This is a genomic window from Ruegeria sp. CH11 (genome assembly GCF_056537105.1).
In genome coordinates, this window is the sequence record NZ_JBQFQX010000025.1 from 22257 (window position 1) to 40900 (window position 18644).

Annotated in this window: 20 protein-coding genes; 11 read left to right on the forward strand and 9 right to left on the reverse strand. The window is 61.2% G+C overall.

Annotated elements, in window-relative coordinates:
- Positions 1-293: 293 nt before the first annotated feature.
- From ACR0LX_RS21750 to ACR0LX_RS21780, 7 genes are all read right to left on the reverse strand, one after another.
- A complete protein-coding gene (locus ACR0LX_RS21750; protein ID WP_480785443.1) occupies positions 294-1598 on the reverse strand; it encodes a M16 family metallopeptidase in 1305 nt (434 codons plus the stop codon).
- Positions 1595-2932: a M16 family metallopeptidase gene (locus ACR0LX_RS21755; protein ID WP_480785444.1), complete on the reverse strand. Its 1338-nt coding sequence runs from the start codon at positions 2930-2932 to the stop codon at positions 1595-1597. The genes ACR0LX_RS21750 and ACR0LX_RS21755 overlap by 4 nt, the downstream gene beginning before the upstream one ends.
- 80 nt (positions 2933-3012) lie before the next feature.
- Positions 3013-3531, reverse strand: coding sequence for a DUF3035 domain-containing protein (locus ACR0LX_RS21760; protein WP_480577912.1), 519 nt, complete (start codon positions 3529-3531; stop codon positions 3013-3015).
- A gap of 50 nt (positions 3532-3581) precedes the next feature.
- The gene (gene lspA, locus ACR0LX_RS21765) at positions 3582-4052 is read right to left on the reverse strand and encodes a signal peptidase II (RefSeq protein WP_480785445.1); all 471 of its coding nucleotides are present in this window, start codon (positions 4050-4052) and stop codon (positions 3582-3584) included.
- Positions 4052-5641 (reverse strand): bifunctional phosphoribosylaminoimidazolecarboxamide formyltransferase/IMP cyclohydrolase, encoded by a 1590-nt coding sequence (purH, locus tag ACR0LX_RS21770; protein WP_480785446.1) that lies wholly within the window; start codon positions 5639-5641, stop codon positions 4052-4054. Before purH ends, lspA begins: the two co-directional genes overlap by 1 nt.
- Before the next feature lie 22 nt (positions 5642-5663).
- Entirely contained in the window at positions 5664-7403 is a 1740-nt protein-coding gene (locus tag ACR0LX_RS21775; RefSeq protein ID WP_480785447.1) for a heparinase II/III family protein, read from the reverse strand.
- Positions 7404-7491: 88 nt separating this feature from the next.
- Positions 7492-8751, reverse strand: coding sequence for an RsmB/NOP family class I SAM-dependent RNA methyltransferase (locus ACR0LX_RS21780; protein WP_480785448.1), 1260 nt, complete (start codon positions 8749-8751; stop codon positions 7492-7494).
- 90 nt (positions 8752-8841) lie between these two features.
- On the opposite strand from ACR0LX_RS21780, the gene ACR0LX_RS21785 reads away from it, so the two are divergent.
- Positions 8842-9024, forward strand: coding sequence for a DUF1674 domain-containing protein (locus ACR0LX_RS21785; protein ID WP_480577925.1), 183 nt, complete (start codon positions 8842-8844; stop codon positions 9022-9024).
- Between the two features lie 3 nt (positions 9025-9027).
- On the opposite strand, the gene ACR0LX_RS21790 is transcribed toward ACR0LX_RS21785, so the two are convergent.
- A complete protein-coding gene (locus ACR0LX_RS21790; protein WP_480785449.1) occupies positions 9028-9882 on the reverse strand; it encodes a LysR family transcriptional regulator in 855 nt (284 codons plus the stop codon).
- Between the two features lie 98 nt (positions 9883-9980).
- Between ACR0LX_RS21790 and tmpA the strand changes: the two genes are divergently transcribed.
- From tmpA to ACR0LX_RS21810, 4 genes are all read left to right on the forward strand, one after another.
- Positions 9981-11117 carry a 2-trimethylaminoethylphosphonate dioxygenase gene (gene tmpA, locus ACR0LX_RS21795; RefSeq protein WP_480785450.1) on the forward strand — a complete coding sequence of 379 codons (1137 nt, stop codon included), beginning with the start codon at positions 9981-9983 and terminating at the stop codon, positions 11115-11117.
- Positions 11114-11704 carry a (R)-1-hydroxy-2-trimethylaminoethylphosphonate oxygenase gene (gene tmpB / locus ACR0LX_RS21800; RefSeq protein ID WP_480785451.1) on the forward strand — a complete coding sequence of 197 codons (591 nt, stop codon included), beginning with the start codon at positions 11114-11116 and terminating at the stop codon, positions 11702-11704. Before tmpA ends, tmpB begins: the two co-directional genes overlap by 4 nt.
- Positions 11701-12369 carry an ureidoglycolate lyase gene (locus ACR0LX_RS21805; protein ID WP_480785452.1) on the forward strand — a complete coding sequence of 223 codons (669 nt, stop codon included), beginning with the start codon at positions 11701-11703 and terminating at the stop codon, positions 12367-12369. Before tmpB ends, ACR0LX_RS21805 begins: the two co-directional genes overlap by 4 nt.
- 107 nt (positions 12370-12476) lie before the next feature.
- Positions 12477-13334: a hypothetical protein gene (locus tag ACR0LX_RS21810; protein ID WP_480785453.1), complete on the forward strand. Its 858-nt coding sequence runs from the start codon at positions 12477-12479 to the stop codon at positions 13332-13334.
- 4 nt (positions 13335-13338) lie between these two features.
- Here the strand turns inward: ACR0LX_RS21810 and dapB are convergent, their stop codons facing one another.
- The gene (dapB, locus tag ACR0LX_RS21815; RefSeq protein WP_480785454.1) at positions 13339-14148 is read right to left on the reverse strand and encodes a 4-hydroxy-tetrahydrodipicolinate reductase; all 810 of its coding nucleotides are present in this window, start codon (positions 14146-14148) and stop codon (positions 13339-13341) included.
- A 91-nt stretch (positions 14149-14239) separates the two neighbouring features.
- Here dapB and rbfA point away from each other — a divergent pair, with 91 nt between their 5' ends.
- From rbfA to rpsO, 6 genes are all read left to right on the forward strand, one after another.
- Positions 14240-14635 (forward strand): 30S ribosome-binding factor RbfA, encoded by a 396-nt coding sequence (gene rbfA / locus ACR0LX_RS21820; protein WP_480577946.1) that lies wholly within the window; start codon positions 14240-14242, stop codon positions 14633-14635.
- Positions 14632-15375 carry a phosphodiester glycosidase family protein gene (locus tag ACR0LX_RS21825; RefSeq protein ID WP_480785455.1) on the forward strand — a complete coding sequence of 248 codons (744 nt, stop codon included), beginning with the start codon at positions 14632-14634 and terminating at the stop codon, positions 15373-15375. The genes rbfA and ACR0LX_RS21825 overlap by 4 nt, the downstream gene beginning before the upstream one ends.
- 54 nt (positions 15376-15429) lie before the next feature.
- On the forward strand, positions 15430-16335 hold the full coding sequence (gene truB / locus ACR0LX_RS21830; protein ID WP_480785456.1) for a tRNA pseudouridine(55) synthase TruB: 906 nt from the start codon (positions 15430-15432) through the stop codon (positions 16333-16335).
- Positions 16336-16356: 21 nt separating this feature from the next.
- Positions 16357-16860 carry a DUF1643 domain-containing protein gene (locus ACR0LX_RS21835; protein ID WP_480785457.1) on the forward strand — a complete coding sequence of 168 codons (504 nt, stop codon included), beginning with the start codon at positions 16357-16359 and terminating at the stop codon, positions 16858-16860.
- Positions 16861-16955: 95 nt separating this feature from the next.
- Complete coding sequence (locus ACR0LX_RS21840; RefSeq protein ID WP_480785458.1) at positions 16956-17996, forward strand: calcium-binding protein; 1041 nt, start codon at positions 16956-16958, stop codon at positions 17994-17996.
- A gap of 142 nt (positions 17997-18138) precedes the next feature.
- Complete coding sequence (gene rpsO, locus ACR0LX_RS21845; protein ID WP_008757925.1) at positions 18139-18408, forward strand: 30S ribosomal protein S15; 270 nt, start codon at positions 18139-18141, stop codon at positions 18406-18408.
- Positions 18409-18644: the final 236 nt, after the last annotated feature.

Sequence of the window (18644 nt, forward strand, 5' to 3'; positions counted from 1 at the left end):
ATCCGTCCCAAGCCTTGTCACAAGAGAAGTTGATCTGCTGAATCCTGCCTTCTCTTCCGACTAACACATATTTCTCGACATTTCTGGCCAAAGTATGGCCAAGACGAGTTAACGGTTACTTAAGGCGGAGAATCGCCGATCCTGTGTCTGGTGCTGCGCCTTTCAAACGGTGAGAAAGGGGTCGCGTACTTATTGCGTCCGCCAGCGGACTGCATCACTCATTGGTGTTAAATCCAAGAAAAATCACTCAAAAAAGAACGAACAAGCTGTTTGGTAGGCGTAGACGGACGACGTCAGCCGTCCAGCCCTTCCGGTTTGCCGACGATTGTGAAATGAAGCCCCTCAGGGTTGAGCAACTCACCCGCTACCCGGTTCACATCTTCCAGCGTCACCGCGTTCACCTTGTCGTTGCGGGTGGCGATGTAGTCGATCGGCAGACCCTGCATCTGCATCCCCACCATGATTCCTGCAATCTGGCCGTTGCCGTCAAAGCGCAGCGGGTACGCACCGGTCAGATAGGTCTTTGCGTCATCCAGTTCTTTCTGGGTCACGCCGTCTTGGGCAGCGCGAGCCCATTCGGCACGGATCACCTCGACCGCTTCGGCAATGCGATCATTAGCGGACGAGACCGAACCGAGATAAACCGAGGCCAGATCCTTGGGGACCAGATAGGTCGCCACACCGTAGGTCAGGCCGCGTTTTTCGCGCACTTCCTGCATCAGGCGGCTTTCGAACCCGCCTCCGCCCAGAATGTGGTTCAGCAGAAAGGCCGGAAAGAAATCTTCGTCGTCGCGATCAATACCTGCATGGCCAAACAAGGCGACCGATTGCGGGGTATCGAATTCGACCACGCTGACGCCGCCGGGGATGGTCACATCTGCACGCCCCGGGATGGGCTTGCCGGTTTCCGGCAGATCGGCCAGAAGCGTGTCCAGCAATACGCCAAGCTCTTCGGCCGTGATATCACCCACAGCGCCGACGTAGAGCCGATCCTTGGCGAAAACACTGTCGTAAGCGGCAACCACGTCATCCCGGGTCAGCGCGCTGACACTTTCAATCGTGCCCTTGCCTTCGCTCCCATAGGGGTGATCGCCATACGCCATCTGCGCAAAACTGCGCCCGGCGATGTCGTTGGGATCGGTCTGATCGGACCGCAGGCCAGATAGAACCTGCGCCCTGACGCGGTCGACTGCGTCCTGATCGAACCGGGGCTTATGCAGGGTCGTCCGCAGCAGGTCGATCACCTGATCCCGATTTTCGGTCAGGAACTGCGCCGAAACCGACACCGAGTCATCCGATGCATTGTAGCGGAACGAGGCCGCCAGAGATTCGAGTTCACGCGCATAGGTGCGGGCGTCCAAGTCACCTGCGCCTTCTTCGATTAGTCCGCTCATCAGGTAGACAGCCCCGCGTTTATCCGGGTCATCAAGCGATGTGCCGCCGCGAAAGCGCAGCTCCAGCGCGGTGAACGGGATCGAGTGGTCCTCGACCAACCAAGCGGTGATGCCACCGGGTGAGGTGACCTCTTCAATCTCGATTTCAGCCCAGGCTGGCAGGGCGATGACAAAGGCGATTAGAGTCGCGAAAATCCGTTTCATTGTGTCACCTCGTCGTCACGCATCAGCCAGCCGGTGACCGATGCCTCGGGCCGCAACACTTCGCGAGCGGCGGCGATGATTTCCTCGCCGGTGACGGCCTGCAGAATATCGGGCCAGGCTTGCACATCTTCAACCGTCAGGCCGCTGGTCAGGGCGCGGCCATAGCGGTTGCCGATCCCGTCCACATTGTCGCGCGCATAAGTCTGCGCGGCACGCAACTGCATCTTGATCCGGTCCAGATCTTCTGCGTTCACACCTTCGGCGATGAACTCGGCAACCACCTGATCCATCGCGTCCTCGGCCTCTTGCAGCGACACACCTTCGGCGGGCACCACGATCAGATCAAAGGTTGTGTCATCCAGCGACACGCCGCGATAGAACGCCCCTGTATAAACCACCATCTGCTGTTCGAATTGCAACTTTTCGTTCAAATACGAGGTTGTGCTGCCGCCCAGCAACTCGGCCAGCAGATACAGCGCGGCCGCCTTTTCCTGCGCGCCCGCGTCGCGTTCCGGGGCCAGATAGCTGCGTTGCACATAAGGCTGCGACACGCGCGGGTCCTTGTAGGTCAGGCGGCGTTCCGCCGTTTGCGAAGGCTCTTGCGAACGCACCCGTTCGGGCAGGCCGGGGTTTGCAGGGATGACGCCATAATATTGCTCGGCCAGCGCCTTGACGGCATCCGGCTCGACATCGCCGGTGACCACCAGAATGGCATTATTGGGCGCATAGTGGGTCTGGTAGAAGGACAGCGCGTCGTCCATATCCAGCTCTTCCATTTCGTGCTTCCAGCCAATGATCGGTACGCCGTAGCGGTGATTGAGATATTGCGCCGCACTCATCTGCTCGCCAAACAGCGCGCGGGGATTGTTTTCGGTGCGCTGGTTACGTTCTTCGAGGATCACGTCACGCTCGGTCGCAATGTCAGTCTCGCTCAACCGGATGTTGCGCATCCGATCCGCTTCCATCCGCATCATCAATTCAAGCCGGTCCGCAGCAACGCGCTGGAAATAGGCCGTGTAGTCATACGAGGTGAAGGCGTTGTCATTGCCGCCATTGGCCGCGACCGTGGCCGAGAATTCGCCCGGGGCCAGCGTATCCGTGCCCTTGAACAACAGATGCTCCAGAAAATGCGCCACGCCGGATGATCCGATGGGTTCGTCCGCCGAGCCTGCGCGATACCAGACCATATGCTGCACGACCGGCGCGCGGTGATCTTCGATCACCACGACGTCCATGCCGTTGTCCAGAGTGAAGGTTGTGACGGCTTCGTGGCCTTCGCTGGCCATCAGCGGGGTCGCAAACAGGGCAGCCGACAATGCAAGAGCCCGAACCATGGGGCGTCCTCCGTTTCGTTTCAGGTCTCAAACTACGGTGGAACGGCCCGTGTTCAAGGGCGATGACGGAAAGTTAAGAATTATTCACTTGGCGGAGACGACGGCGTTTCCAAGCCCCGCTGCCGGGCCGCGTCGGTTGCAGCATATGGGTCGATCGACTGACGCTCGTAGACCTGCGCGTAACGGTCAACCGGGAACAGTCGCAGGCTTGTCCAGCGACCGCGCCGCTTGCGGAAATCGGCATCGTCCTGTTCCACCACCTGCCGCGTATTGGCCGGAACGCCATATCGGCTTGAGGCCGTGACCAGCGCTGCATCCGTGGACGGGATTGCCGTGTTCGGATTCAGTGCCGTCTCGCTGCCACCCAAGGCCACAACCGCGTCCGCCTTTGGCGTCGGATCGGTCAGATTGCCTCCGCCCGGTGTTGGCGCAGGCAAAAAGGCATAGTCCTTGGGCTGCGTCAGCGGTTTGACCGGCAACACCGAAAACTCATCCGGACCCTGTCCCGGTGGCTGCAAATCCCGCAGGCTACGCTTGGAACAGCCCGCAACCGCAACGGCTGCAAGCGTCAGGACAAGGATGGCGTGCGGCATGCGCATGGGTATCTCCGGCCAGTTTCAGGCGCTTTTATCGCATATAAACGAGCAGGTCACGAGGGCTTTTTACCGTCAAACAGCACCAGCCCGATGGCCCCAGCAAATATGAACACATCTGCCAGGTTGAACACAAACGGATTGTTGATGCCGCAGCAGGACATGTTCAGGAAATCCAGAACATAGCCGTAAAGTACCCGATCGACGACGTTTCCCAGCGCACCGCCGATCAGCAGCCCACCGCAGATCTGCATGAACCTGGTCGGCGTATTCCGGCCAAGCCAGATCAGAACGCCGACGCAGATGGCCAGAGATATACCGATCAGCACCCAACGCGTGGCCTCGGTGTTGCCCTGGAACAGGCCGAAGTTGATGCCGCGATTCTCGCCGTATTTGAACACCAAGAGTGGCGGCAGAACGTCGATATTGCCCTCGGCCACCCGCATCACGTGAACGACCAGATATTTGCTGATCTGGTCGATCAGAAACGCGGCCAGCCCGGCCCAGAGTAACAGAGGAGACCGCATCAGTGCCGGAAATGCCGCATGCCGGTGAAGACCATCGCCAAACCGGCCTCATCCGCCGCCGCGATCACCTCGTCATCCCGCATCGAACCGCCCGGCTGGATGACACAGGTGGCCCCGGCTTGCGCCGCCTCCATCAATCCGTCCGGGAATGGGAAGAACGCATCGGATGCCACAGCCGAACCGATCGTCAGCGGCTGCAGCAGGCCCAGCACATCTGCCATGCGCTCGGCCTTTTTGGCCGCGATCAGGGCTGAATCCACGCGGCTCATCTGGCCAGCGCCGACACCAACGGTTGCGCCGTCCTTGACGTAGACAATGGCGTTGGACTTGACATGTTTGGCGACTTTCCAGGCAAACAGCAGGTCGCGCATCTGGTCTTCGGTCGGGGCCTTCTTGGTCACGACTTTCAAATCATCCATGCCGACAAAGCCATTGTCCTTGTCCTGCACCAGCAAACCACCCGCCACTTGCCGGACGGTTTTACCACCCGCAGTCACATCCGGCAGGCCCTCGGTCGTCAGCAGACGCAGGTTTTTCTTGGCAGCAAAGATCGCCTTGGCCTCATCCGACGCACCCGGAGCGATGACAACCTCGGTAAAGATACCGGTGATCTCCTGCGCGGTTTCTGCATCCAGAGGCTGATTCAACGCCACGATGCCCCCAAAGGCCGAGGTCCTGTCACAGTCGAACGCAGCCTTGTAGGCCTCTAGCAGAGTCGCCCCCTTTGCCACGCCGCAGGGATTGGCGTGTTTGATGATGGCGCAGGCGGCGCCATCTTTCGGGTCGAACTCCGCCGCCAGCTCAAATGCTGCGTCGGTGTCGTTGATGTTGTTGTAGCTCAGTTCCTTGCCCTGATGCTGAACTGCGGTCGCCACGCCGGGGCGGCCCGATCCATCGACGTAGAACGCCGCCTGCTGATGGCTGTTCTCACCATAGCGCAGGGTTTGTTTCAACTCTCCGGCAAAGGCGCGGCGCCGCGGGGCTTCGGTTGCCAGCGCATCAGCCATCCAGTTCGACACAGCTGCGTCATAGGCCGCCGTACGCGCATAGGCTGTCTGAGCCAAACGCTGACGGAACGCGTAAGAGGTCTGGCCCTCATTCGCTTCAAGCTCGGACAGCAGCGCGTCGTAGTCCTGAACGTCCACCACAACGTTGACAAAGGCATGGTTCTTGGACGCTGCGCGGATCATCGCGGGGCCGCCGATATCGATGTTCTCGATGCAAGTGTCGTAGTCAGCGCCTTTGGCAACGGTCGCCTCAAACGGGTAAAGGTTCACCACCAGCAGATCGATCGCGCCAATGCCATGTTCGTTCATCGCAGCCACGTGGCTTTCGTTGTCGCGCAGGGCCAGCAACCCGCCATGCACCATCGGGTGCAGGGTCTTGACCCGGCCATCCATCATCTCGGGGAAGCCGGTGATCTCGCTGACGTCCTTGACCTCAAGCCCCGCGTCGCGCAGCGCCTTCGCGGTGCCGCCGGTCGACAACAACTCGACCCCGCGCTCGGCCAGCGCCTTTCCCAGCTCGGTCAATCCGGTCTTGTCGGAAACGGAAAGCAACGCGCGGCGCACGGGGTGAAGATCGGTCATGGGTCCAAAGGTCCTTTTGGCGTCAGTCGAATTCTGGCTCGTCCCGGTGCAGATCGCGCACGGCATAGGCTGTATCCTGAGCCTTGCTGAGCGTCCACCGGATGCGCGTCGCATACTCTATTGCGCGGCCAGATAGAACGATCTGTTTTGTCGCGCGTGGCTTCAGACGGCCTTTTTCCAGGTAAACGCTTGGTTCGACTGACAACTTTCCGATGTTGTCATGGCGGAAAACCCAGATCTCGCCACTTTTGAGCGCCATCGACACCGCCGCGCCCCCCAGATCCAGTGCTGCATCGACGTCAGGATGCAGGTGAAATCGGATATCGAAACCGATACCCTTCAGTCCCGAGGCGTCCATCGCCTTGTCAAACTGCCGCTTCGCCTTATCGGTCGATGTCAGCAGAATATCCTCTCCTATCAGTTCGCGCCCGTCAAAGCGCAGCTCAAGCGTACGCGCATGGGTCAGGCCAAAAACCTTGGTATATCCGTCATGCCCCACCATGAACCGCCGCCCCTCAAAGGCTTCCTCGCTGTCGGTGGGAACACTCTGGGGGCCGTCGATCAGGGCTTGCCGCGTGGCCCCGCGTGAAGGCTCGGACAGCCGGGCGCTGGAATAGCCTTCAACACTCAGGGTCGAATGTGACGGAGTGGCCCGTCCGGCGCGGCGCCAATCCGCGCCGAAACTGTCGCCAGATCCGCAGTTGACGACCAAAGGGCGCCGCCCGGATGTCAGTTCGAACGCCGCGGTCGAGGCGTGTGCGTTATAAGAGGCCGCGCCCGACGGTGGGGTGCTGGCATCGACGATCACGGTGCTGCGCGCGGCGGTCAGGCGGGCGAACCCCATCGAAAGGCCCGAAACCGGCTGCGGTTTCACCCCGCTTTGGGCCAGCGCCTGGTCCAGCCGCCCGTCGACGCCACGCCCGCCACCGTGAAATCGCGCAAGCGCTCCATCCGCATGACGCAGATTACGCAGGGTCGGGGCCATGCGCTTGATCGCCTCGGTCTGAGCGGCTGGGGTACCCCGACCAACCTCGCTGAGCGCGGCAGAGGTCCAGGACAAGAGCGTGAAGACCTCGAGCAGTTCTTCAGGGTTGCGGGTTGGAATGCCGCCCTCGGCACTCACCTGTTTGTCGCATTCGCGGGCTATGGCGCGTAGCGCCGGGTCGGCCATCTGTTCGAGCCCCTCAAGCGCCAGACCTGCCTGCACCAGCCCAGCCAGAGCTTCGAACCGGGGCAGGCCCGGTGTGGCGGCAGACCAGCGTTTTGACAGGAACCACGTTTGTTGCGACAGCGACCGGAAGAACAGCTTGCTCTGCGCCTCATCGACACCGCGCAGCAGAAACAGGGCGTGGTTGATCCAGCGCATGACGCGCCGACCGGTCAAATCCGGAGCCCAGCCCGGGCCGCGACCAGAGCCATGCGCCTCGATCCAGCCCCAGACCCAACGCTGCGCCTTTTCCCGCGCACGCATGTCGCCAACAGCGGCCAGATCGTCCAGCCAGGCAAAGCCGTGGCGCTCGTCATCAAACTCGGCACTGGGGGCGGCGACATCCCACAGATCAGTGTCTTCAGCCTCGACCAGATAGCCGGCAAACAGAAGGTTGCCTGCAACCAGTTGCCGTCCGCGCGCAAACGCGCCTACCGTGCGCGGTTCGGGTTGACCGACAAACCCGGACACCGCCCGACGCCGCTGGCTGAGCCGCGCATAAAGCCGGTTCTGAAACCGGGCCCACCGGTGTGCCATGGTGTCTGACTGTGACATGCCGCTTGTTACTCTGCCCCTGACGCTCTGCTGGCGCTTGAACCAACGATAGACGGGTCCGAAGGTCAAGTCATCGAAAAGCGTGCGCTCAGGACGATTTGTTGAGACGGGCGATATAGAAGCCGTCCATACCGCCCGTGTCGGGCCAATAGTCCGGGCGCAGGCGCAAACCGCCCTCTTCGCTGATCCACGCAGGATCGACGCCGTCGATTTCCAAAGCCGCGCGATCCACGCGCATGTCAGGATGCTGCTCCAGCGCGTCTTCTATCTGAACTTCGCCCTCATCCGGCAACAGAGAACAGGTGCAATAGACCAGACGCCCGCCAGGTTTCAGCAGGGTCCAGGCATGGGCCAGCATGCGCGCCTGCAAGTCGATCAATCCGCCGAACTCGGATCCGTCCTTGGCAAAGGGCAAATCCGGGTGGCGACGGATGGTGCCCGTGGCCGAACAGGGCGCGTCCAGCAGTATGGCGTCGTATTGGCCCTGATGTTCCAAAGCGTCGCCAGCGACCACGTTTGCCGTCAAGCCAGTACGGGCAAGGTTCACGCGCACCCGCTCCAGTCGGTTTTCCGAGATGTCGAGCGCCGTGGTCTCGGCCCCGGCGGCGGCCAGTTGCAGGGTCTTGCCACCGGGGGCCGCGCATAGGTCCAGCACCTTCTCGCCCGACTTCGGTGCAAGCACCCGCACGGGCAAAGCAGCAGCGGCGTCCTGAACCCACCAGTCGCCGGCGTCAAAGCCCGGCAAGGCCGAAACCTGCCCCGCATCCGTCAACCTGATGGACCCGGTCGGCAAGGTCTGCCCCTCGGGGGATTGGCCACCCGATTTGACTGTCACATCCAGCGGCGCGCCCGCAAAATGCGCGCGTTCCATACCGGACACAGGCTCGGCCCCCCAGGCCATCACCAACGGATCACGCAGCCATTCGGGCAGGCGCGGCACCCGCATCTTGGGCCAGGCGTCCGGCCCTTCGGCCGCGACCTTGCGCAGTACAGCGTTCACCAGCCCCTTGAGCCGACCATGTTTGCGCGAACGCCCGACGATATCCACCATCGAATTGACCACACCATGCGCGGCTTCGCCCTGACATAGTTCGACTGCGCCAACACGCAGCGCATTGTGAACAGTCAGCGCAGGTGTGCGGTTCAGATGATTGTCCAGCAGGCGATCCGCACGCTCCAGCCCGCGCAGGGTTTCCAGCGTCAGGCGCTGCGCGCGCGCGCGATCCTCGCGGTCAAGCCGGTCCAGCGCACCAGCGGACAGGCATTCGGACAGCAACCGCCCCTCGCCCAGAATCTGATCCAGCAGATAAATCGCGCTGCGACGGGCCGCTATTGCGCTGTCGGACATGAGCTTCGCCTTTCCTGTGACTTTGGTCCGCATTGCCAAAGGCGGACGCGGGCGTATATCAAGCCTGTGCCCGGAAAGGAACCCGATGTCATGAGCGACGACCGCAAAGACCTGCCGCCTGCTGCCCAACGTGCACTTGCCGAAGCTGACGAACGTCGCCGCAAGGCCGAGGCTGAGGCAAAAGCCCGCCCAAAAGAGCTGGGTGGGCGCGACGGCCCCGATCCCGCACGCTATGGCGATTGGGAGAAAAAGGGCATCGCAATCGATTTCTGACAGTCAGCCCTGTAACGCCGCCAGAAAATCATCGATCAGCGTACGCTGCTTTTTTGACTGGGCGCGATCTTCGGGCCAGGTCAGCCAATAGCCATCCTTGGTCTGCAATTCCGGCAGGTCCAGCCTGCGCAACCGTCCCGCTGACAATTCACCCGCAGCCAGAGGCATCGACCCCAGTGCCACGCCCAATCCCTGCCGGGCTGCAGAAATAGCGTGTTCCATCGAATCGAAACTGACCCGAGACGGCGGCAAGTCCGCCTTAGCTGATTTCCCGGCCCATTCGCTCCATCCCGGCCGCTCGCCGCGTAGATCGATCAGCGGTTCGCCCCAGACCACTCCGGGCGCGGCCATCGGAACCAACACTTCCCGTGCAATCAACGCGGCATCCCGTCCTGGCCAGACACCACGCCCATAGCGGATTTGCAGCCAGGTGCGCTCTTCATCCAGTGACGAACGCCGCGCCACCGAATCTGTCATCACGCGCACCTTGGGCCGCATCTGCTGGAACCGCGCCAAACCCGGCAGGACCAGCGCGTGGATGTTCGACGACAGCCCGGCAACGCGCAATTCACGCGGGGACTTGCCGAACAGGTCCTCGGTGTTGCGCTCCAGCGCCTTAAGACTGTCCTGCACCAGCGGCAAATAGCTTTCCCCCTCGACCGTCAGCGACACGCCCCGCGCCTCTCGCACGAACAATGTTCGGCCCAGCCATGCTTCGAGATTGCCAATTCTTTGACTGACCGCCGCCTGGGTAAGCCCAAACTCGCGTGCTGCTGCCGAAAAACCGCCGAGCCGGCCGGCGGCTTCGAACACGCGCAGCCAGTCCAACGGCGGCAATCCGATCTTTTTCTTAGCCATTAGTTTTTCCAGCCCTAAGCAGAAAGAAGGATTAATTGTGATAATGCCACGCGGCGCGTATGTCCTCAAGCAGAGCCCGCGCTGAACAGGAGATCCCCATGCTGCGCAAAGCCACCTTTGATCCTTCGGTTGTCACGGTCGAGTTTGCAGACGGATCAACCTGTCGATTTCACGCCATCTGGCTGCGAGACAACGCGTTGGACCCCGAGACGCGCGCTCCGGGCAATGGTCAGCGATTGATTACCATCGGCGACATTCCTGCCGACACTTCAATCAGCGCGGCGCAGGTTGTGGCCAGCGGTTTGAGCGTGACCTTCCAGCCGGAAGACAAGACCGTCACCTTCCCCGCCGATTGGCTGAACGACCACGCCTACGACCGTGAACAGGGCGGCAAGCAGGGCCGCGTCGGCCCCGGAATCACCACCTGGGAACGCGGCATTGATGCGCCCTGCGGCGATTGGGGTGCGGTCCACGCCAACCCCGCCGCCAAACTCGATTGGCTGGCCGCTGTGGCCGAATATGGCTTTGCCAAACTGACGGGTGGCCCCACCGAACCGGAATCGCTGCTGAAGGTGGCTGATCTGTTCGGCTATGTCCGCGAAACCAACTATGGCCCCTATTTCGAAGTCCGGACCGAGGTGAACCCGACCAACCTCGCCTTTACCGGTCTTGGGTTGCAGGCCCATACCGACAATCCCTATCGCGACCCTGTGCCGACGCTGCAAATCCTCTACTGCCTGGAAAACAGTGCCGAAGGCGGCGATTCGATCGTGGTTGACGGCTTTCGCGCCGCCGAAAAGCTGCGCGATCAGAACCCCGAAGGCTTTGCCCTGCTTGCAGGCTACCCAGCGCGGTTCGAATACAAGGGATCCGATGGGGTCTGCCTGCGCGCACGCCGCCCGATGATCGAACTGTCGCCGGATGGTGAGCTGATTGGCATCCGCTTCAACAACCGCTCGACTGCGCCGCTAGTCGATATCCCGTTCGACAAGATGCAGGCCTACTACGCGGCCTACCGCCAACTGGCCGAGATCATCGATGACCCGGCAATGGGCGTATCGTTCAAGCTGGAACCGGGCGAGAGCTTTATCGTCGACAACACCCGCGTTCTGCATGCGCGCCTGGGATATTCGGGCGCGGGTTCACGTTGGTTGCAAGGCTGTTACGCCGACAAGGATGGTTTGCTGTCGACACTGGCGGCGATGGAAATGGCACAGCCGGAGGCCGCCGAATGAAACCCGATTTTTCGACCCTGAACCGGGATAACATCGTGGCCTTCATTGGCGACATATTCGACCGTCGCGGCGGAGAGGAATATCTGGGCGAACCTGTCACCATGGCCGAACATATGCTGCAAGGTGCCACCATCGCCGAGCAGAACGGCCAGCCTGAAGAGATCATCGTCGGCGCGCTGCTGCATGATATCGGTCACTTTACCTCTGAGTTCGGCACCTATCACCCCGACGACACGGAAGACCGCCATCACGAGGATGCGGGCGCAGAGGTGCTGGAACAGTTCTTCCCCTCGGTCATCACCGATTGCTGCCGCTATCACGTTGCGGCCAAGCGCTATCTCTGCGCCACCAAGCCGGAGTATTTCAACCGCCTGTCCGCTGCCTCGGTGCATACGCTGGAGTTGCAGGGCGGTCCGATGAGTGCCGAGGAAGTGGCCGAGTTTGAAGCCAATCCGAACCTGAAAGAGATCATCCAGGTGCGTTATCTGGACGAGGCCGGCAAGCGCGCCGATATGGAAACGCCCGACTTTATCCATTTCGCCCCGATGGTGCAGCGTATGGTTGACAGACATCTGGGGGCGTCATGACCGCGCCTGAATATATCTTCGAGGCCCGTTCGAAACCGTCACTGCCCTGGCATGAGGTTCCTCTGATCCGTGCGACCGACGAGTCGGTCAAAGGCTATGGCTGTCTGGTCGATGACCCCGACAGTTTTGAGATTGAGATCGTGCGCTGGCCGCAACAGGGTTGGCGACCGATTGATGAGGGCACCGGTGACGAAGGCGGCTGGGTTGAGGGTACGTTTAAATGCGACTGGCAAGGCGATGTGCTTTACGGTGAGAACGAGGCGGTCAAAGGTCACTATGTTCTGGGCTGGTCCGTAGATCCGCAGCTGGCACAGACCGACCGCCAAACCGCGCCCCGCGATCAGGTGCTGCTGTGGCACATGAACTATCACCCAGATGGCGGACAGATGTTCTGGCCGCTGGACAACAGGCCCTTCATCGTCCCTGTTGCCCTGCCCGGAGACAATCTGACACCGGACAAGGTCGTTGCGTTCTGGTGTGACGGCTCGCGCGGTCTCTATATCCATCCCGGCATCTGGCACGAGGGGATCTTTCCGGTTGAAGACTACCAGCGTTTTCTTGACCGTCAGGGAAAGGTTCATGCCCGCGTCAGTGCCGACATAGGCCAGGAATTCGGTGTCTATCTCGCCTGTCCGCTGCGGGCGGACAAGATCAAGGATCTGTAAACACGCGCGCCGCCGTTCCGAGCGGCGTGTCTTCAGAAAGCCTTAACCCTTATCTGAGGCATCTGTGTTAATCTCGGACCGAGTCCAATGGGTACGGGAGGCCTCAGATGGGATTGAACAGGCGTAGAGTCGTGCAATTGGGGACGGCAGCGACGGTCGGATCGATGCTGCCGCGATTGACAATTGCTGCGACAGGCCAGAACGAGTCGTTCGAACAAGCCCTAGCCGAGGCACTTGCCCGCCTCAGAACCACGTTTGCCGAGCTTGGGTTTGCCGAAGCCCAGCCACTATCAATTGTGTCCGGTAACGAAGACTATAATGGCGGGTTGCGGCACGATTTCGACCAATCAGCCCTGCCCTCGAACGCCTTTGTGATCCAGCCGTTGGCAAGGGTTGCTGATGTCGGCGAGAAATCACGCGCAGATGTGTTGCCCTTGTTCCATGAAGTCGGATGCCATCCTGCGGTGACTGACGGTCAGACCACGACCCGTCTGATGATGCGCCTGCTGACCGAAGGGTTCGGCCTCGACCCGTCCCGCATCGCCTTTGTCAGCGTGCCACAATCCGAAGGTATGCGACCGGTTCTGGATGAGATGGGTCTGCCCTTCGTCGAAAAGGTTATGTTGCGCGATGAGGCCGAGGCGCTGGCCGCCCGCGATGCCTCGGGCTTTTTCTTTCCCGATCCGTTCGGCGACGACTACATCGTGACCATGGGCGTCTATTTTCGCATTGGGGACACGGATGAACCTGCGCCCAAGGCCTATCCTCCGTCCCCTAACTGGACCGAGATCGGAGAGATCGTGATCGGCGGCGAGGCAGCACCGTTGGGGATCTCCATCGGGGCTGAACGCCTGACCTATGCGCTTACTGGCCAATTCCCGACATGGGATCAGCGGCTTGGGATACTCTTTGCCACGGCACAACAGGAAGGATCTGAACCACCCGGATTGGCCGCGTTCCGCTAAGTGACTAAAGCCCCAGCACGTCGACCATGTCATACTGCCCGGGGGCCTTGCCCTGACCCCACAACGCCGCTTTCAGCGCGCCACGGGCAAAGATGGCGCGGTCAGTGGCCAGATGGCGCAGGACGATGCGCTCGCCGGGCGCGGCGAACAGGACGTCGTGTTCACCGACGATGTCGCCACCGCGAATGGCGTGGAATCCAATGTCTCCCCGTTTGCGCGCGCCGGTGATGCCGTCGCGGGCGCGGTCGGACACGTCTGCCAGATTGACTCCGCGCCCTTCGGCGGCTGCTTCACCCAGCATCAGCGCCGTTCCCGAGGGGGCATCGATCTTGTGGTGGTGGTGACCCTCGATCACTTCGATGTCGAAATCTTCATCCAGCGCGGCGGCGACCTTTTTGGTCAGTTGAACCAACAGGTTAACGCCAAGGCTCATGTTGCCCGCCCGTACGATCACCGCATGGCGCGCGGCCGGTTCCAGCGCAGCGATCTGGTCGTCACTCATGCCGGTGGTGCCGATCACATGCACACAGCGCGCTTGAGCAGCCAGTGCGGCGAACTCCAGCGTCGCCTCGGGTGCGGTGAAATCGATCACCGCCTGCGCCTGTGCGAAGGCTTCCAGCGGATCATCGGTCACGGTCACACCCAGTGACTGACCGCCCGTCGCTTCACCCACGTCCTGCCCGATCCAGTCGTGACCCTTACGTTCAACCACACCAACCAAACGCGCCTGATCGCTGTCGGTCACGGTCTTGATCAGCATCTGCCCCATGCGGCCCGAAGCCCCTGTGATGACGATCCCCGGAATATGGGTCATTGCTTTCTTCCCCTGCTGTAGTCGGCTCAAAGCCTCCTACCCGGTTCGCGCCCGCTTGGCAAAGCCCCGCTTTGCGCTTAGATCGGGGTTTATGGCAAAGAACAAATTCCACGATGGCCCCGGCCCATCCCAACGACAGCTGCGCGTCGGCGAACTGATCCGCCGCAGCCTGTCCGAGGTACTGGCGCGCGGAGATGTACACGACCCCGACCTGAACCGCATGTCGATCACCGTAGGTGAAGTGCGCACCTCACCCGATCTGAAGATCGCCACCGCCTATGTGCTGCCTCTGGGCGGCAAAGGGCAGGAGGACGTGATCGAGTTGCTCGCCCGCAATAAGGGTGAGTTGCGGCGCATGGTCGGCAAGAAGGTCGGCCTGAAATTCTCGCCCGATCTGCGGTTCCGACTGGATGACACGTTCGACCGACTGGACGATACCCGCCGCATGTTCGAACAGGACGCGGTGCGCCGCGATCTGGACGAGTGATCCGTACCCTGACCACGTTGGGCGCGGTGCTCTGGGCGGCGCAAGCCGGAGCAGTCGCGTGCGAAAAGCTAACCCATGAGGACAAGCGGTTCACCATCTGCGAGGTGGACGCCGCATCCGAAGACCTGCGCCTGTTCCTCAACGACGAAGATGGCGATCTACTGGGGCATTTCTCGTCGGTGAATGAGGCGCTTGCGCCGGGTGGCAAGCGGCTGGCCTTTGCGATGAACGCGGGCATGTATCACGACGACCGCTCGCCTGTCGGCCATTACGTCGAGGACGGCACGGAACAGATGCGTGTCATCCCCAACGCCGGCCCCGGCAATTTTGGCCTGCTGCCCAACGGCGTGTTCTGCATCCGCGAGGGCCGCGCCGATGTGTATGAAACGCTGGACTACATCGATCAGGCACCCGTGTGTCGCTTCGCCACCCAATCCGGCCCCATGCTGGTGATCGATGGCGAGTTGCACCCGCGTTTCCTGCCCGATTCGACCTCGCTTTATGTACGCAACGGTGTTGGCACCAGCGCCGATGGAACCCGCGCGGTGTTCGCCATTTCCGAGGACTATGTTACCTTCCACGAATTCGGCAGCCTGTTCCGCGACGCGCTGGAAACCCCGAATGCACTGTTCCTGGACGGCAATATCTCTCGTATGTATGACCGGGCGAACAACCGATCCGATGTCGGGTTCTCGTTGGGGCCGATTGTTGGCGTGGTCGAAGACCTGCCCGCAAATTGACAGGGGCGGGGTGATCCGCTAACCCGCGCGCCTCAGCAAAGGGCAAGGTGCAAGATGGGACGCAAACGCAAGGGTCGCGACATTTCCGGTTGGCTGGTGGTGGACAAGCCCGCGGGCATGACCTCGACCGCTGTCGTCAACAAGGTGCGTTGGGCGATGGACGCAAAAAAGGCGGGCCATGCGGGCACGCTGGACCCCGAGGCAACCGGCGTTCTGGCCGTGGCCTTGGGTGAGGCGACCAAAACCGTTCCCTACATCACCGATGCGCTGAAGGCTTACACTTTCACCGTGCGTTTGGGACAGGCCACCAATACCGATGATGCCGAAGGCGAAGTAATTGCCGAAAGCAATGCGCGCCCGTCGGAAGAGGATATCAAACAGGCGCTCAGCCCGTTTCTGGGCGAGATCATGCAGGTGCCGCCCAAGTTCTCGGCAGTGAAGATCGACGGCCAGCGCGCCTATAAGCTGGCCCGCGATGGCGAGGATGTGGAGCTGTCCGCCCGACCTTTGTGGGTCGAAGAACTGATCCTGGTCGATCGCCCGGACGACGACCACGTGGTGCTGGAAATGACTTGTGGCAAAGGTGGTTATGTCCGGTCCATCGCGCGCGATCTGGGTGCGGCCTTGGGATGCCACGGCCACGTAAAGGAATTGCGGCGCATCTGGTCCGGCCCGTTCGAGGCCGAAGATGGCCTGTCCATCGAACAGATCGACGAGATGGCCAAAACCACCGCGTTGGACGAACACCTGCACCCGCTTGAAACCGGCCTCGCCGATCTGCCCGAGTTGAAATGCACCCCCGAAGGTGCAAACCGACTGCGCAATGGCAACCCCGGCATGGTTCTGGCCGCAGACGTGGAATACGGCGACGAAGCATGGGCCTCGCTGGATGGCAAAGCCGTGGCCGTGGGTATCTATAAATCCGGCGAATTGCATCCCAGCAGGGTGTTCGTCACCTGAGCCACGTGTTAGGCGAAATGCATGATCACCCGCACCCATACCAAGGGCGATGCGCCCTCGACCGCCGTCTACTCCGATTGCGAGAAATACCGCTATAGCCTGACCCGCATCTGGGACGCGGGCGGACGCAAGGCTCTGTTTGTGATGCTGAATCCCTCAACTGCAACCGAAGTGCAGAATGACCCGACAGTGGAACGTTGCGAACGCCGGGCGCGTGCGCTGGGGTTCGGGGCGTTTCAGGTCACTAATATTTTCGCCTGGCGCGACACCGATCCGCGCAAGATGCGCGCCGCGGCAGATCCCGTCGGACCCGGCAACGATGCAGCCATTCTGGACGGCGTCGCTTGGGCTGATCAGGTGATCGCGGCCTGGGGCACTCATGGCGCCCATCTGGAACGAGGACCGGTAGTTGAGCAACTGCTACGCGGCACCGGGCAGCCGCTGCACCATCTGGGACTGACCAAGGACGGTCACCCAAAGCACCCGCTTTACATCGCCTACACTCAACAACCCGAGCCTTGGTGACAAAAGGTTAACCACGGACTCAGGTTGGCTTTGACCAACCGATTGACATTATGGGACGTTTCACACTCGGAGCGGTATGCTTGCGGAGGGTTCCCATGTTTCTGATTGGCCTATTCAGCCTTGCAGCGGTCGGAGGTGCGGCCTACGCGATCAGCGATGTTTTCACCGTCGAAGAGCCGGACGAGGATGACGAGGACCGCATTGAAGAGGCCGAGGTCGAGGACATCCCCACAGGAAACCTGCTGGAGGACGGCGAAAACGTCGACGAACCCGCCGAGGCCGACTTTGACGACCCGAAGGACGAAGAGCCGTCTGAGGGTGAGGTCGACGCGAAGCCCGGCGGCGATCTGGTAATCGAAGGTCTGAACGAACCAGCCGGGATGGGCGGAGAGGACCTGATCAACCCGTTCGATGGGGACGATCTGATTGACAGCGGGTCGGGCAACGACATCCTGTATGGCGGCGGCGGTGCCGACGTGATGTCCGGCGGCGAAGGTCACGACATTTTACACGGTGAAGACGGTGGCGATATGCTGGCAGGGGATGCCGGGGATGATGTCCTTTTCGGGCATCTCGGCGATGACGATCTGCATGGTGGCGAAGGCGACGACCGGCTTTATGGTGGTCAGGGCGACGATTCCTTGCAGGGCGATGACGGCGATGACGCCTTGCAGGGCGGCGGCGGCGATGACCGTCTGTCAGGAGGGGCGGGTGAGGACACGCTCTTTGGCGGCGATGGCGACGATGTTCTGACCGGTGCCGACGATTCCGGCGACTTCGCTGCGGATTTCCTGAACGGCGGCGCTGGGGACGACTTTATCCTCGCTGGTTCGGGGGACACTGTTACTGGTGGCGAAGGGGAAGACAATATTGCGCTGGATACAGCAGCCGAAGACGATCCGGACCCGGTGACGATCATGGATTTTCAGGTCGGTCAGGACAAACTGCTGGTCACGTGGGATCAACCCGATGCGCCCGACATCAAGATCGAAACCGGGCACGCGACGGACTCGGTGACGCGGGTCATGATAGACGGTCAGGAAATCGCGCGCCTGCTGGGTGCCGAAGGTCTGAGCCCAGCCGACATCCAACTGGTGACCGAGGCGCAACTGGCGCAATTCGCCGCCACCGGCTGAGGGGAAGAATCCCTTTGCCATTCCGTAGAAAAGCGCCTATACGCGCCCATCCGCATTGGAATCGGTGCGGTTTTCTCCATGGGCCTGTGCTGGACGACATCCCGGCCTGCGCCATCAACTCTAACCTTTATAGGAGACCCCGATGTCGATTACTGCCGCTGAAAAAGCACGCGTCATGAAAGAATTCGCAACCAAGGACGGCGACACTGGTTCGCCTGAAGTCCAGGTTGCCATCCTGACCTCGCGCATCACCACCCTGACCGAGCACTTCAAGACCCACAAAAAAGACAACCACGGTCGTCGCGGTCTGCTGAAAATGGTCGCCCAGCGCCGCAAACTCCTGGACTACCTGAAGGGCAAAGAAGAAGCGCGCTACCAGGACCTGATCAAAAAGCTGGGCATCCGCCGCTAAGCGCACCTTGGGCGCTTTCTATGGGCTTCAAAGCTCAGCTTTTCTCAAGCTAACGCCTGCCATCATGGCAGGCGTTTTTCGTTTAGATGACCACCAAGCGGACCTTAGCTGCGTTTGTTGTGCCAGCCATCCGTGATGGCGACTTTGCGGAGATAGTGTTGAAAAATTCCGTTGATTGGTTTGCCTGTCGCTGATTCACTCGTTTTTGAGAGTGGAGGTGCGGTGATGATGGGACC